The sequence below is a fragment of the Brachyspira pilosicoli genome (assembly GCF_008016535.1).
Taxonomy (GTDB): Bacteria; Spirochaetota; Brachyspiria; order Brachyspirales; family Brachyspiraceae; genus Brachyspira; species Brachyspira pilosicoli_A.
In genome coordinates this window covers 1-16,532 of the sequence record NZ_SAXY01000058.1, presented here as the reverse complement: position 1 = coordinate 16,532, position 16,532 = coordinate 1, and the positions used below count along the sequence as shown (strand labels likewise).

At 28.1% G+C, this 16,532-nt stretch carries 10 protein-coding genes; 7 read left to right on the top strand and 3 right to left on the bottom strand.

All coding sequences use genetic code 11. The features are described from left to right. The first annotated feature begins 159 nt into the window (after positions 1-159). The 6 genes from EPJ72_RS09510 (at position 160) to EPJ72_RS09485 (ending at position 11,966) form a co-directional block, all read left to right on the top strand. Positions 160-4,602: a hypothetical protein gene (locus EPJ72_RS09510; protein WP_147731931.1), complete on the top strand. Its 4,443-nt coding sequence runs from the start codon at positions 160-162 to the stop codon at positions 4,600-4,602. Further along, positions 4,602-7,226 carry an outer membrane protein assembly factor BamA gene (bamA, locus tag EPJ72_RS09505; protein ID WP_147731930.1) on the top strand — a complete coding sequence of 875 codons (2,625 nt, stop codon included), beginning with the start codon at positions 4,602-4,604 and terminating at the stop codon, positions 7,224-7,226. The genes EPJ72_RS09510 and bamA overlap by 1 nt, the downstream gene beginning before the upstream one ends. A 92-nt stretch (positions 7,227-7,318) precedes the next feature. Then, positions 7,319-7,747 (top strand): OmpH family outer membrane protein, encoded by a 429-nt coding sequence (locus EPJ72_RS09500; protein ID WP_147731929.1) that lies wholly within the window; start codon positions 7,319-7,321, stop codon positions 7,745-7,747. A 342-nt stretch (positions 7,748-8,089) separates the two neighbouring features. Beyond that, on the top strand, positions 8,090-9,145 hold the full coding sequence (locus EPJ72_RS09495; RefSeq protein WP_147731928.1) for a pseudouridine synthase: 1,056 nt from the start codon (positions 8,090-8,092) through the stop codon (positions 9,143-9,145). Between the two features lie 348 nt (positions 9,146-9,493). Then, complete coding sequence (locus tag EPJ72_RS09490) at positions 9,494-10,108, top strand: leucine-rich repeat domain-containing protein (RefSeq protein ID WP_158636895.1); 615 nt, start codon at positions 9,494-9,496, stop codon at positions 10,106-10,108. Between the two features lie 166 nt (positions 10,109-10,274). After that, a complete protein-coding gene (locus tag EPJ72_RS09485) occupies positions 10,275-11,966 on the top strand; it encodes a phospho-sugar mutase (RefSeq protein WP_147731926.1) in 1,692 nt (563 codons plus the stop codon). Positions 11,967-12,403: 437 nt separating this feature from the next. Here EPJ72_RS09485 and EPJ72_RS09480 read toward each other — a convergent pair whose 3' ends face one another. The 3 genes from EPJ72_RS09480 to EPJ72_RS09470 form a co-directional block, all read right to left on the bottom strand. Further along, positions 12,404-13,261, bottom strand: a complete 858-nt coding sequence (locus EPJ72_RS09480) for a radical SAM/SPASM domain-containing protein (RefSeq protein WP_147731925.1) — start codon at positions 13,259-13,261, stop codon at positions 12,404-12,406. A 5-nt stretch (positions 13,262-13,266) separates the two neighbouring features. Beyond that, positions 13,267-13,626 (bottom strand): hypothetical protein, encoded by a 360-nt coding sequence (locus EPJ72_RS09475; protein WP_147731924.1) that lies wholly within the window; start codon positions 13,624-13,626, stop codon positions 13,267-13,269. A gap of 421 nt (positions 13,627-14,047) precedes the next feature. Continuing rightward, entirely contained in the window at positions 14,048-15,652 is a 1,605-nt protein-coding gene (locus tag EPJ72_RS09470) for a peptide ABC transporter substrate-binding protein (RefSeq protein WP_147731923.1), read from the bottom strand. 155 nt (positions 15,653-15,807) lie between these two features. Between EPJ72_RS09470 and EPJ72_RS09465 the strand changes: the two genes are divergently transcribed. After that, positions 15,808-16,338: a restriction endonuclease subunit S gene (locus tag EPJ72_RS09465; protein WP_147731922.1), complete on the top strand. Its 531-nt coding sequence runs from the start codon at positions 15,808-15,810 to the stop codon at positions 16,336-16,338. Positions 16,339-16,532 lie beyond the last annotated feature (194 nt).

Genomic DNA, 16,532 nt, shown 5'->3' with positions numbered 1-16,532 from the left:
AAATATATAATTTTGTAAATTTGCTATGTATTTTTGTATATTTAATATATGTATAAGATATATTTTAATAAGTATATATCCGAAAATTTTATATAACAATTTTTGTTAAAATAGGTTATTATATTAGTTACTTTTATATAGCCTTACGGAGGTATATGAGTGCGTAGTAAAAAGCACTCACGTTTTAAACTTTATTTAGCTACTACCTTGATAGCTTTTTTAATACCTACTTTGTTTAGTGTTTCTTTTGTTTTTTCAAATAAGCAAAAGTACTTAGAGAATATTGTGTCTTATATAAATAAAGTGTATCCCATTGATATTCATATAGATGATATAAGTTTATCGCTTAGATTAGAAATTATTCTAGATAATGTAAAACTTTATTCTAAGGGTAATGATAAAGAGTTTGCTAGTATGGAGAGAGCTTTTTTGCAGTTTAATCCATTAAGACTTTTTATAAAAAAAGATATATTTTATATGCTTAGTGATGTTGATGTTACTAAGGCTGATTTTTATCCTGAGTTTTTAGATACTTCTATTTTTCAATCTAATACGAATGCTAATACAGATTATAGAGAAATTATTAAAAATGTTACAGACATGTTATTAGATAAGAGCATTCTTGTTAGAAATTTTAATACAAAAATAGAAGATGAAGAAGGCAATATAACCCAATTTTCTATCACCTCTCTCAATGGAAACTTTAGGTCATATAAATATTTTCTCACTTACAACTTAAATCTTCCAGATGCAACTATTGTTAATTTTTCTACAGAAATTAATCCCAATTTATCTTTTTTAACATGTATAGTTACAGCTAAAGACAGTGAAAAAGATTTATTTAAGTATGATATAAATGCTACTAATAATAATGATTTTTTGGAATTAAATTTAAAAAATACAGAAAAAAAAGATTTACTTAATTTTAATTATGATTATAACAAGAATAAACTTAATTTTGAACTTTTGGATGCTAATATAGATAAAAACACAGTTTATAAGTTCATGAATATAGCATTAGATACACCTTTAATATATAACGCTATAAAGCCAGATGATGACAATATAAAAATGATTAGTAATGCTATCAATCGTTTTGATTATTTAAGAATTAATGCTTATGGTAATTACGAAGTAAATAAAGATATATATGTAGATTTTGATGTTAGTGCAAAGGATAAATTGTTTAATTTATATGCTGATGCTGAAATTACAAATAATAATTTAATATTGTCTAATGTTAATGTTAATACTTTAGACGGAAATATAATACTTAGCGGCATAGTTCCTTTAAATGACCCTGTTTCCAGTGTATTGAGTTTGAATATTAATGATATATCTGCGGGTGTTAATAGATTATCAGCTTCATTATCATTAAATCCTATAAGAGTTAATGATGAAGAGTTATCTTCTAGTTTTATAATATCAGAATTATCTTATGCCAATGCTTTGACGCACCCTTTAAAATGGGTTGTAAGGTATATGAAAAAAGAAAAATACATAGCGATGAATTTAAGTGCTAATAAATATATAGAGCCTTTTGATGTTAATATATCATTAGACAATACTAGAGCTGTATTAGTAGATGCTGACGGCATTATACCTCAGGAATTGTTTGTTGTATTTTTGGGCGGAAATCCTATTGATAATTTATCTTCTCTTAATGTTAAATATAGTTTAAGTAATGCTTCATATACAGATGGAAAGGGGAATGTTCATGTATTAAATTTGTCCTCTAGAAAGATTTATACAGAAGAGTATTTAATTAGGGTGGGTGCTTTAGCTTATAGTAATAAGATAGAGATTAATGATATATTTTACAGGCTTTCAGAAGACGGCGGAATTAATGCTAGTGCTGTTGTAGAGTATGATAAAAATTTTAATGTAAAAGCTAATGGAAGTTTAAAAACTCCTATAGGTGATTATAATGTAAATGCCTTCACTCTTACGGCTACTAATGGAAGTAGAATATTATATGCTTCTACTGAAAACTCAGAAATAGTTGCAAATGGTTCTATAGCAACTAATGGAGATTTTGAATTAAATATATCAACTCCAAATGAAATAAAAGTTAATGATATATCTTTTGATGCAGATGTATCTATAGATAATTATAGAAATAAGCCATTATATTTGTATGGAGATGTAAAATTTAATAAAAGCCTCTCTCCTGTAGTTGCTCTAAACACTCAATTTGAACTTTCAAACACAAGTATAGTATTTACTAATATAATAGTGGATTATGGAGATAATAGGGTATTTGGAGAGGGTATACTTTCTTCTTCTGACGGAATTAATAAATTTACAGCTTTACTCAAAGATGCTGATAATAGCGGACTGATTGCTTTAGATGCTTCTATCAATCAGAATAATTTATTTGGAAAGCTAACAATATCAGATTTGCCTTTTAACCTCACTACTGCAGGCGGAATGTATGGAATAATTACTGCCAATGCCACTGTAATAGGTCTTCTTAATGACCCTGTTGTATATTTAGATAAGTTTAATATAAAAGACTTTGAAATTCTAGGCGACAGATATGATGTTTCTTTAACAGGTTATTATAAAACAGATGAGCTTGAAATAAAAAATGTACTTATGATTAAAACGGGTTCTACAGGTATTATTAAATCAAGAACATTTAAAAAGACAGGAGAACAATTAAAGATACCTTATGCCTATTTTTCAAAAGATTTGCATAATATGACTATAGAAGTTGATAAGTTATTTTATTTGAGTACTTATTCAGGCACTATTAATTATAATATGCGTTATTTATCAGACGGAAGCAAAGAGTTTAGGATACAAACAACGCCTATTACAATCAATAAAAGAAAGCTGCCGGAATTTGGAACAGTAGTAAATTATAAAAAAGATTATATTACTTTTGAAAACAATAAAAGTCATGGTATATCTGGAACTATTTCTAATAAAGACGGAGTAAGTGAAACAGCGTTAAAATATGTTTATGATAATTATAATATTCTTAATATTGACGGCACTGTAAAAGATACTGGCAAAGATCAAGTTGATTTGCTTCTCACTTCTGACAGGCTTAATGTAGAGATATTTGAGATATTTAATGTGTTGTTTACAGAGATACAATCATCTCCGACTAATTTTATGGTTGATAATAAGCCTTATACTTTATACGCTAGAATGCATGGTCTTAAAGACGATATTGCAATTGATGGAAGATTTTTGGGTCATGGAAAAAAGGTAAAGATAGCATATTTCTCTGATGTATTTGATAGCACTGTTGTAGATTTTAATTTTAATGGAAATATGTTTAATGTAAACAATCTTACATTTACTTATAGGGGTAAGAAGAATTTATCTATTACAGGAGAAGCTGAAATATTCAAAAATAATATAAATTACATGGCATTTGATTTACTTTCATCAGATGAGCAATTAGGTCTTTTAAATGGCTCATTAGACCTTAATGTTGTGAAAATAAGAGGACCTTTGCACGTAGATTTACAAGTTGGAGGCAATATAGCAGAGCCGAGAATAGGCGGAACATTAACTCTCATGAAAAGCGATGTTCAATTGTCTATAAACCCTCAAAATACATATAAAGAGCATGTTTATGGAATGGCTAGTAAAATTTACTGGGATTTTATTATAGAGGCATGGCAACAGGTAAGAGTAACTCATTATTTAGTTGGTGATGTTTATCTTGAAGACGGCTCTAAAATGAGTGTATATAATACATTAAGAGACGGATTAGAATTAGAAGGTAGTATTAATTTTGATAGAGGAAGTATATATTATTTACATAATGTTTATCAAATAGAAAATGGTACTTTAACATTCCCAGATGTTAATAGCTATGACCCTATAATAGAGGCAACTGCTTTTACATACAAAAAATATTATTCTCCAAATACTACAGTTTCTGCTGATTCTTTGGAATATCAAAATTCTGGGGAGAATGTTACACTTTATATGGAGATGAATGCTAGAGTTTCTCAATTATTAACAGACAGCACGGGCGGTATTTCTCCTGTAAGATTTTACACTATTCCTTCGCTTGGACAGTATCAGGTTAATCAATTAGCAGGAATACCTCAGGGAACTTTTGGTAATAGAGAAAATCAAGTTTATGCTGAGAATTTCAATACTATAAACTCTGCTAACAATATGAATAATGCTCAATTGCAGCAGCTTACTATGAATTATAGTGATTTGATGTTGAGAAGTACTGTTTTAAGACCAGTAGAGCGTTGGGTAAGGCAGTTTTTGGGCATAGATTATATTAACTTAAGCCCTACGGTGGTAAACAATTTGTTATTTGTTACAAATAATAATCTTAGTGCTTCTTCTGTTTGGGATAATACTAGCGTAGGTATAGGTAAATATGTTTCTAAGTATTTGTATTTGAAATATGATGTTACTTATAAAGTTAATGATGCTTCAAGACCGAGCGAGTTAGGAAGACCAGTGGATGCTTATTATTTTGACCATCAATTTGGTTTTGAGGTGTCTTTACTAAAAAATTACAGACTTGCAAATTTTGTATTTGAGTATAAAATTAACCCTTTCAATATAAAAGGAACAGGACAAGACTTTAACATAGTTACGCGTTGGAGATTTTAGTGAAATTTATAAAGAATCGTTTTATTATTTTTATTTCTATTTCTATACTTTTTACTGCTTTTTTATTTTTAAGGGCGGCCGAGAGTGATTTTGACAATTTACAAACTTCACAAAATATTGCTGTCTATGAAGGTCTTATTATTAAAGATATAATAGTTACGGGTGAAACAAGACTTACTGAGGAACAGATAAAAAATAATTTTCCCATTAAGAAAGGAAGTAAATTTGCTAGGGCTGAAATTAATAATGCTATAAAAAGTTTATTTAATACAGAATCTTTTGACAGGGTTGCTATAGATGTTACGAGAGAAGATGACGGAATTATACTTAATATAGTAGTAGCAGAGAGATTTATTATTAAAGATATAATATATAACGGTAATAAACGTTTAAGCAGAACAGCTTTGAATGATGCCATAAAACCTATAATGCGTGTGGGAGACCCTTATATACCGCAAAAGTTAAATGATGCTGTTAATGCCATTATTACCAACTATCAAGACAAAGGGTATTTAAAGGCATATGTTGAACCTAAAGTTACAGAAGATAAAGAGGCTTCTGATGTTGTTATAGAGATGAATATTGTAGAGGGAAATGAAGTTAAAGTATCAAGCATTCGTTTTCACGGCAACACTCACTTTTCTCCTAATGAATTAAAGAGGCAAATGTCCACAAAAGAAAATGGGTTCTTATCTTTAGGTAAGTTCAATGAGTTTAAGTTTGAAGAAGATAAGTCTAAAATAGTGAAATATTATGCTGATAGGGGTTATTATAAGGCTAAGGTAAATAATGTTCGTTATACTTATCAATGGAGAGACCCTCAGATAAAAAATGAGCAGGATTTGATTATAGATATTTATATAACAGAGGGTGATAAATATTATTTTGGCGATATTGGATTTAAAGGCAATTTTGTTATACCTTCGGATGTTATACAGGCAGATATAAAATCTAAAAAGGGTGCTTTATATAATTATACTTATCATATGTCTGATTATCAGGGCATACAAAATAAATATTCTGAGAAGGGTTATATATTTAGACAAGTTATACCTGTTATATCGGTTAATGAAGAAAACAAAATAGTAAATATAATGTATGATATAGTTGAAAACGATAAAGCTCATATAGAAAATATTACAATATCAGGAAATACTAAAACTAAAGATTTTGTTATACAGAGATATATTGATATAAAACCAGGAGAAGTATTTAACTCTGCCAAAATACAGCGTGTACAGGAGAGATTATATAATACTCAATTCTTTGATAATATAGGCATAAATGTAAAACCTGGTTCTGCCGAAGGGCTTATGGAGCTTGGACTTAATGTTACTGATGGTAAGTCTGCTATGGTATCTGGAGGAGGCGGTTTTTCTACTGGTTCTGGTTTTAAGGTATTTGCTTCTATTAGGGAAAATAACTTTTTGGGAAGAGGTTTGCAATTAGGTTTAAGCGGTGAGTTCGGTCAGACTCAAAAGAGAATAGCTGTTAATTTTGCAGAGCCTTATTTGCTTAATTTGCCTATATATTTAGGTATTGATTTATCTTATTTTAATGAGAGTGTTAATACAGGCGACCAGATAGGTACGGATCAATTCGGGCTTCCTAAATATTCTTATTATACAAGGCATGGTTTTGAAGGTATTGCTAGAGTTGGTTATTATTTCTTTGACTACTACTCAACTTTCTTAACATTTGATACTATTGTACAGCAGTATCAGCAGTGGTATGACCAAGGAGCAAGCGATGCAGGTCCTAATCATGTATTGAATGATATCAAAAAATATTTAGTTCATAGAGTAAATAAAAAAGACGGAAGTTTCGAAAGATGGCAAAGTGATTGGTTTACAACATTCATAGTATCTTATTCGCTTCTTAGAGACAGCAGAAACGATTATCTTAACCCTACAAGAGGAAGTTTCTTAAGAGGTACAGTGGATTTCTACTTTAACCATACTCAATTAATGAGATTAAATGCTACAGGTTTCTTGGCTGTGCCTGCTGCTAAATGGTTATCATTTGCATTCTATGGTGAAATTGGTCAGATTGTGGCTATTCCTGGACTTCCTATACAGAATGATGCTGATGTACTTTATTATCTTAACCCATTTGAAGATGTTAGAGGTTGGGATACTTCTAAATATACAATATTTAAATATAATAGAGGCTTAAGTACTTATGACTTGCCGAATGACAGCGGACAAAAAGATTCTTGGAGTTATGGTAGGGCTAAAGTTAGATTCTTTGCTGAGCTTCGTATACCTATTATACCAAAAACTTTGGGATTTGTTGGTTTTCTTGATGCTGGTCAATTATGGCTTCCTTATTCTACGGGACTTAATACTGATGGAGATGCTTATAATTATCCTTCACAGTTTATGAATATTAAAGATATATTTGACCCTTCACAATATATGTATTCTGTAGGTTTTGGTTTGAGGCTTACTATACCTATATTTAATATTAGATTTTATTTTGCTAAAAGATTTGTTTACAATAAAGAGGATGTTGGATTTGGTAAAGGATTTCAGGACTTTGAGGGGGATACTTATTCTCCTCTTGGTAAGTGGCTTGGCAGAGGTTGGGGAATTGCATTTACAATGAACCACCCATTCTATTAAAAATTATATATTGATATTTTGCAGTTTTTATTATAATTTTTATTATATTTATAAATAATTTGTCAGTAAAATATAAAAGGAGAAAATAAATTATGAAAAAATATTATATTTTTGGCTTAATGTTTTTGTCTTTTTTGGTTATATCTATAATAAGCCCTAGAGTTTTTACTCAATCATATAGGCTTACTAAAGTTGGTTATGTTGATTTAGATAGAGTTGTAAAAGAAGTTACTAAAGATGATGTTTTTGTTGAGAATTTAAAATTAAAAATGGAAGAGCAAAATAATAGAGATATGTCTTCAGAAACTAATAATACAGAAATTAATACTAATCCTAGAGATAATTCTTTGAGAGGACAGGTTAAAAGACAGGTTGCTTCTTCACTTCTTGGTATTGTAAAAAAAGAGGGGTATACTTTAATACTTGAAAGAACTGAGTATGCTATTCTTTATGCAGATAGAAATTTTGATATTACAGATGCTGTTATTAAAGATGTAAAAGAATCTGTTATGAAGAAGTAATTATTATAATAAATTTAGTAAAATACATACTATTGACAAATAATAAAAAAGACTTTATATTAATATCACTCTGCTTGGTACGTGAAGCGATGACATTCTTGCACCAGTATAATTTAATGCTAAAGGGATCTGGATTGAAGCATTAATGATAGGCTCGCCATTATCGCGATATGGTATAGAGAAATCAAGGTCATGTTTCTGAAGAACCCACCTGACTATAAAGTTAGGTGCATTTATGTCGCATACGGCTGAAGCGGAGCTTTTTTATATATTATGTGTTTTAAATTATTCGCTTATTATTAATCAAATAAAAACCCCAATACATATAATTAGAGAGTAAAAATGGATAATAAGACAAATAAAGAAAATACTAGACTTGTTAAGGTTATATTAGAATCTGGTTTTGCAAGCAGAAGAAATTGCGAAAAAGCTATAGTGTCTGGAAGAGTGAGGGTAAATAATCAGGTGATATTAGATCCTGCTTATAGAGTTAAAGAGACTGACAGTGTTTCAATAGATAGAAATATTATAGAGAGGCAAACTAAAAGGTATATGGCTTTATATAAGCCTTTAGGTGTTGTAAGCACTACTAAATATTTACCCGGCAGGAGAATTATTACAGAGTTTTTTAAGGGTATTAAAGAGAGGCTTTTTTATGCTGGAAGGCTGGACTCTGAATCTCGAGGCATAATGATTATTACAAATGATGGTGAGTTTGCTAATATCATCACGCATCCTTCTTATGAAATATTAAAGGTTTATGATGTTACTGTTAATGGAAAAATAGATTCCGAAGCTCTTTTAAAAGCAAGTGGTGGTGTTACTATAAAAAATGTTACATATTCTCCTTTTAAGTTTAAAATTCTTTCAAAGGGAAGAATGCAAAGTAAAATTCGCCTTACTATAAACGAAGGTAAAAATAGAGAGATAAGAAAGATATTTGATTATTTGGGTTATAAGGTTATTGATTTGGAGAGAATATCTGTTGGCTGTGTTAGCAAATATGATGATGTATCTGGTACTTTAGAGGCTGGGCATATTAGAGATTTAACAAAAAAAGAGATAGAGTTTTTCTTTAAGCAAAAAGATAAAAAGTTAAAAGAGATAGAGTCTTTATTTTCTGATGATTCTATTAATTCTATTGAAGAAGAGTTCAATGAAGAAGAGTTTCTAAAAGATAGCGAGAAAGAAATAAAAAAAGAAGATAAAAAACAGCATGATAAATCTAAATGGGCTAAGGCTAAGCCTAAGAAAAAGAGATTAGCTTCCAAAAAATCTGCTGCTAAAAAACTTCCTGCTAAAAAATCTACTAAAGAAAATAGATTAAAACCAGTAAAAAAATCTGTTAAAAAGTCATTAAAAAAGAATACAAAATCTTTAAGTAAGAGAAGTAAATAATTAGCCCTATAATAGTTATAGGGCTATCACTTTATTAATATATTAAAATTATGGAAGTATATACATATTCTTTCTGTTAATAATACACTATAGAACAAAAAAATCAATAAAAAAATACTATGTTTTTCTTTAATTTTTGTTAAACTCAAATAAATATTTGATGAAAATAAATTACAAATTCACATTCCATAGGTTTTTTACTATAAAAAGGGTTTGTTATATTTAAGAAGTTACTCTTTTTATTTATAATATTTGTCTTAATTATATCTTGCAGAAAAGCCACAACACGTCCTAGTATATCTGATGTAGGTAATCCTCCTTCAGAAGAGGGTGTTCCAGATATCTACATTGGAAAATATAGAATCGGGGGCATTCATAAATTGTGCCAATTTGAAAGAAATTGATTTAAAAGGTACACAAATAACTATATTATCTATACAAGTTTTTAATGGTTGTTCCAAATTAGAAAAAGTTTTGCTTCCTAATAATTTGTCAGAGATAAAAAGTACTGCTTTTGGCGATTGTTCTTCTTTGAAAGAAATTGATTTTCCTGCATCATTAACTATTATAGGACCATTTAGTTTTAATAAATGTGGTTTTGAGGCTTTAATATTTAAAGAAGGTTTATTAACAATAGATAACATGGCTTTTTATAACTGTAAATCTTTAAGACAGGTTAATTTACCTTCTACATTAACAAAAATAGGATTTTATACTTTTACTGGATGTGTTGCTTTATATGATATAGAATATAATGGAGACAATGCTGCATCAGTAAATGGAGATAATATATTTAAATATGATGGGGAAGTTTTAGAATCTACACCTCAGAATCTTTATTTGCCTAATGTAGATGACCCAACTGCATCTAATCCGCCTCAAGATACTAATCCTTGGGAGAGTTTCTTAGGATATGATTGGACTGATAAAATAAAATATAAACAGTCTATGCCTAGTAATTAAAAAATATTTTAATCAAAAATAATAGAGAACTTATAATATTTATAGGTTCTCTTTTTTATATAAATAATATTAAACATTTTACTTGATTATATGGTTTTTATATAATATACTTTAAATATAATATTAAAATTAGAAAAAATATAAAATATTAGAGGTGTAATAACTTATGAAAAAAAATGTACAAGATAGAATTAATTCTTGGCTTAATGGCTCTTATGATGAAGAAACAAAAAAAGAGATTAAAGCATTATTAGATTCTGGTAATGAAAAAGAATTAATAGATGCTTTTTATAGAGATTTAGAGTTTGGTACAGGCGGACTTAGAGGCATAATGGGGGTTGGTACTAACAGAATGAATAAATATACTGTTGGTGTTGCTACTCAGGGCTTAGCTAATTATATACTTAAGCAAGGTGCAAGCAATTATAAAGTTGCTATAGCTTATGACTCAAGAAATAATTCTGATGTATTTTCTAAAGCTGCTGCTGAGATACTTTCTTCAAATGGAATAAGCGTTTATTTATATGATGATATTCACCCTATTTCGCTTCTTTCTTATGCTGTTAGAAGTTTGGGCTGTATTGCTGGAATTGTTGTTACTGCTAGCCATAATCCTAAAGAATATAATGGTTATAAAGTTTATTGGACTGACGGTGCTCAAGTTATTCCTCCTCATGATAAAAATATAATAGATGAAGTATTGAAAGTAAAACCTGAAGAGGTAAAAATGGGAGATGCTTCAAAGGTTACACTTATAGGAAAAGATATTGAAGATAAATATATGAATGATTTAATGGGTTATTTAGTTAATCCTGATATCATAAAAAAACATCATGATATAAAAATAGTTTATACTCCTATTCATGGTTCTGGTTATAAAATGGTTCCTATGGCTTTGAGAAAGGCAGGATTTACTAATTTAACAACTTTAGAAGGTGCTCAGCCTCCTAATGGAAATTTCCCTACAGTTGAATCACCTAACCCAGAAAATCCAGAGGCATTACAGATAGCTGTTAATAAGGCTAAAGAGATTGGTGCTGAGCTTGTTATGGGTACTGACCCAGACTGCGATAGAATGGGCTGTGCTTTGCTTACTAAAGACGGAAGCTATATGTATCTTACTGGAAACCAAATAGGCTCTATTATGGCTTATTATCTCATTACAAATAAAAAGAATGTTAAAGACCCTTATATAGTAAAAACTATAGTAACTACTGAGCTTGCTAGAGCTATTGCTGATGCTAACAATGTTAAGCTTTATGATGTACTTACTGGTTTTAAATGGATTGCTGACATTATAGAGAGAACAAAAGACGGCACTTATTTATTTGGTTTTGAAGAGAGTTTTGGATATTGTATAAATTCAAATGTACGAGATAAAGACGGTGTTAGTTCTTGTTTAATGCTTGCCGAAGTGCTTGCTTATTGTAAAGATAATAACATAACATTAGCTGATTATTTAGAGAGCATTTACGAAAAATATGGTTACTTCTATGAAGAAACTATTTCAATCACTAAAAAAGGTGCTGACGGAGCTAAGGCTATAGCTGATTTAATGACTTATTATAGAAACAATTTACCTAAAGAGATTTCTGGTGTTGAAGTTGTAAGCATAAGCGATTATGAGAAAAAAGAAGTTTATGACAATAGCGGCAAAAAAATAAGCGACATTACCCTTCCAAAATCTAATGTTCTTCAATATATACTTTCTGATAAAACTAAAATTACTATAAGACCTTCTGGCACTGAACCAAAAATAAAGTTCTATTTTGAAGTTTGCGTAAAGGAAAGCAAAGATAAGAGATTAAATATAGCCAAAGAAAAAGCAACTAATTTCAAGAAGTTTATAAAAGAATAATATAATTAAGTTTTAATAAAAAAGAAGAAGCTCTTAATAATAGGGTTTCTTCTTTTTGTATTATAACAATCTATTTTCTTACTAAAATAATATGTTGTGTCAAACCTATAATAAGGTTTAATTTTATTTTTTCTATATTACCATATTTTTTACATTCATTGATAACTTCTTCTTTTTTTATTTCTTTTTAATAAAAATACTAAAATAATTACAGAAAAAATATTAATTATGATATTAATAAAATAAAAAGAAATGAATAGTCAATATTAGTATTAAAATTTACACTAATAAATTTATACAAATACTAAAATATTTTATAACTTTTTATAATTCATATACAATATTTCCATTAAAATCATCTAGTAACTATATAAATATATAATTTATTAGTACACTATAAAATTATATAACATAATAAATTTCATATTAGTTAAAATTTAATTTTCCTCATCTTTATCTTGTTCTAAACATATTTTACAAATATATAATCTTGCTTTATTGTTTTTTAATAGCTCTTCTCTGATTTCTTTATATGAATTCCAAATATATAATATATCTTTTTCCTTAATATTTCCCATAACATATTTTCTAAAATAATCTTGACAACACAATACTACATCACCATTTATCATAATATTTAAATTTTTAATATCTTGACAAGTCTTATAAGTTGTTTTTCTAGTTTCATTAGAAACATCTACTGCTCCACCTCTATTATTGAGATATAAATCTTGTGAAGTCTGTAATTTCATTTTATGCTTTAATATATTTTTTACAGGTTGTAATCTTTTTAAATTGTTTGTTGGATTATCATCATGCACTGTTATTACAAATTTATCAATACCCGCATTTGACAATTCAATTGCTTTATCAACATTTAATATATCCCCATTACTAACAAGAACTTGTATACATTTTGGTAAATTCTTAGAAACATATTCAGCAAATAATGCTAACCTATCATCAAACAAAGGTTCATTGAAAAAATTATATTGAAATAATCCTGTAAAATTAATATCTTGTAAACGACTTACAACTAATTTAAACGTATCCCAATCCATAAATTTTTTAGGAGTTTCATAGTCTTTATTCGGACAATAATGACATTTCCTATTACAAAATGTTGATATCTCTACACAAACTCCATGAAAAAAATATTTATCTTTATATTTAATATAATTTACTATATATGAATATTTTTTATACCCATCGTAAACTAATCTTCTGTATAAATCTGGATTATATTTTTCTATATTACTAATTAATGCATCTAAAAATATTTTGATTTTTTTCATTTTTACTATTCTCCATAATCATTAGGCATACATCCTAAAATACAAGCACATACAAAAAATATTTTAAGTTTATTTCTATCTATTCTTCCATTTAAAATATCTTCTATAACATCATCAGGATCATATCCATTATCACAAATATCCTGATATATCTTCTTTAGTTTTTTATTCATTTGAATAGATATCATAGGCTCATTAAAAAATATTGTATTATAAAGCTCTGTTGATAACTCAATATCTGTTTTTGAAGCAGTATCATTATTAGCATATACTAAAAGGCATGCCACTTTAAAAAAACTATCCTTATCATTACTATTAATAGCTGAATTAACAGCATCATTAATAAAATCCATAAAGCCAGCCATATATATTTCTCCTTATTTTTTTGATTGAATTTTTATAATGATTATTTTTTAATAAATATAATAGTATTAATTTTTTGATGTATGTTTTAATTTTGTCAGAAAAACAATTATTTGATTTTTTATGCAATACAAAAATAATGTTATATAATATTAATGAGTAATATTTTTTAATTTGGTTAAATATATTTAAAATTATACTACTGTAGACTGTAGACTGTAGACTGTAGACTGTAGACTGTAGACTGTAGACTGTAGACTGTAGACTGTCTATAAACCTAATTAAATAAACAGATTTCATATAAATTATTTTAACATAAATAATAATTATGTCAATTACATATAAAGTTTTTTTATATATTAATCTTTTAAAAATAAAAAGATATTATAATAATTTAAAATAATTGGTATTTATTTAAATAAACTATTTTTCTAAATATGCATAGTGAAATCTGTATCTTCCAAGCGGATTGAATATTGCACCTTTTAATTTTGGGTTAATCATAAATGGGTCCATTCTGTATATTATTGGTATTATTGGCATATAATCAAATATTAAATCTTCTGCTTTATGCAATGCTTTTGTTCTTTCATCGGTGTTAGTTGTGCTTGAAGCAAATTTCAATAAATCGTTAAACTCCTTGCTGCTAAATCCGCTATGATTAACAGCACTTACTTCAGAAAAGAAACTAATCATAGCTAAAGGGTCGCTGTACTCTGCAGTCCAGCCAGTGCGTGCTAAATCATAATTCTTTTCAACCATAGCTTGAAATGTTTCGTTGTATTCTTCAGACTTTATTGTAACATCTATTCCCAAATTCTCTTTATACATCTCCTGCATAGCTTCGCATATTAAAGTAAAATATCCCGGTGTAGTTCTAATTTCAAGTACAGGGAAATGTTCTCCATTTGTATATCCTGATAACTCCATAAGCCTTTTAGCTTCTTTTATGTTTTCACTGTAGCTTCCAAGATTAAGGTAATTGCTTCCATTTGCCCTAAAGTCATTGCCTGTACTATCTTTCATTCCGTAGGCTGCAAATGCATATGCCGGAGTTTGATTCATCTTTGTAATGTTTGATATTATATAGTTTCTGTCAAATGCTAATGCTAATGCTTTTCTTATGTTTTTATTTGTAAGCACACCTTTTTTAGAATTAATCTCTAAAAAATATATTCCATAAGCAGGCTCTTGTAATATATAATTTTCTTTTATAAGAGAAGATATCTCTCCAAGCGGAGCTTCTATTACAGAAAATTGTATGTCTCCTCTTTTTATAGCGGCAAGAGAAGTGTTTGAATCGCTCATTATAATAACATTAATTTTTTTGGCAATAATGCTGTCTTTATCATAATAATTAGTATTTACTTCCATAACAATTTTTTCATCTGTTTTTCTCTCTGTCATCACATAAGCACCGTTTACAATATATGTTTCTGGGTTTCTTGACCAATCATCTCCGTATTTTTCTACAATGTCTTTTCTCACAGGAAAATAAGCACTGCTCACAGATAAATATTCTAGAAAATATGGAGTAGGGTTTTCTAATACGATCTCTAAAGTATTGTCATCAATTGTTCGCACTCCTAAAGCATCAACATTAGTTTTACCGCTTATAACCAAACTTCCATTTTTTACAATATTAAGCATATGAGAATAAGCTGCTGCTGTTTTAGGGTCTGCTGCCCTCTTTATAGCATATTCAAAATCTTGAGCTTTCACTTTTTCACCGTCAGACCATTTAGCATCATCTCTCAAATAAAAAGTATATGTAAGAGCGTCTTCAGATATATCCCAGCTTTTAGCCATACCAGCTACAACTTCATCATTTTTATCTTTCTTTGTAAGACCTTCAAAGAAATGTATCATATATATTGAGCCGAAACTAAGTGAGTTTAGCGTAGGGTCTAGAGTTTTAGGCTCTCCGCCAAGAGATATAGATATTTCATTATTTGATGATGTTTTGTTGTTATTATTGCATGAAATTATTGATAGTATTAAAAAAATGATATATATAGCTTTTTTCATTTTTTATCTCTCTAATTTTTTTGTATACATAATTTTATTAATTAATGATTATAAAGTCAATAGTTATTATTGATATAATGATATAATAAAAATATTTTTTAGAGATAAAAAATGTAATTGAGAAAAATAGTATAATTGTTTATAATATTTAAGTTATGAACACCATAAAAGAACTTTTAAAAAAGCACTGCCCCAACGGCGTGGAGTATGTACCTTTATGGTCTGTAACAATATGGGATAAAAAATTTAATTCAGTTGATAAAGATAAACAAAAAACTACTTTTAAATATAGATATTTTACAGCAGATGAATTAAAACAATTAGCAGTTGAGAATGGTGATGTAAAAATACTTACAACAAATATTAGTAATTTATTTACTTTAGAAAAATTAGTTTCAAATAGTTTAAACAATGGTGAAATAGTATGCATCCCAGAAGGCGGTAATGCTATAGTTCAATATTATAAAGGTAAATTTATTACAGGTTTTAATAGAATAGCCACTTCAATAGATGTAAATAAATTAGATAATAAGTTTTTATATTATGTATTAATAAATAAATTAGATTTAATATCTTCATTTTATAGAGGAGCAGGAATTAAGCACCCTGATATGTCAAAAGTTCTTGATATAATAGACTTGTTTCAAAAGTACTTGACAAATCAATTTATAGTTTCAAAGAAGTAAGAATTATGTTAATATATTCGTAAAAAAGGATTTTATAAAAATGATTGATTGTCAAAGTGTGATTGGTTTAAAAAAACATATTTATTTCTTTTAGAAGAATTAAGAAAAGTATATAAAGGTTTTAATAATGGCAGACCAAGAAAACTTTCTTTGGAAACTATGCTTTTTATCACTTTTATATATTTTAAACAATA

Bases quoted from the DNA above. Each gene is read 5' to 3' on its own strand.
- EPJ72_RS09500 (WP_147731929.1), top strand. From the start codon at position 7,319: ATGAAAAAATATTATATTTTTGGCTTAATGTTTTTGTCTTTTTTGGTT.
- EPJ72_RS09470 (WP_147731923.1), bottom strand. From the start codon at position 15,652: ATGAAAAAAGCTATATATATCATTTTTTTAATACTATCAATAATTTCA.
- EPJ72_RS09465 (WP_147731922.1), top strand. From the start codon at position 15,808: ATGAACACCATAAAAGAACTTTTAAAAAAGCACTGCCCCAACGGCGTG.
- EPJ72_RS09475 (WP_147731924.1), bottom strand. From the start codon at position 13,626: ATGGCTGGCTTTATGGATTTTATTAATGATGCTGTTAATTCAGCTATT.
- EPJ72_RS09495 (WP_147731928.1), top strand. From the start codon at position 8,090: ATGGATAATAAGACAAATAAAGAAAATACTAGACTTGTTAAGGTTATA.
- EPJ72_RS09480 (WP_147731925.1), bottom strand. From the start codon at position 13,261: ATGAAAAAAATCAAAATATTTTTAGATGCATTAATTAGTAATATAGAA.
- EPJ72_RS09485 (WP_147731926.1), top strand. From the start codon at position 10,275: ATGAAAAAAAATGTACAAGATAGAATTAATTCTTGGCTTAATGGCTCT.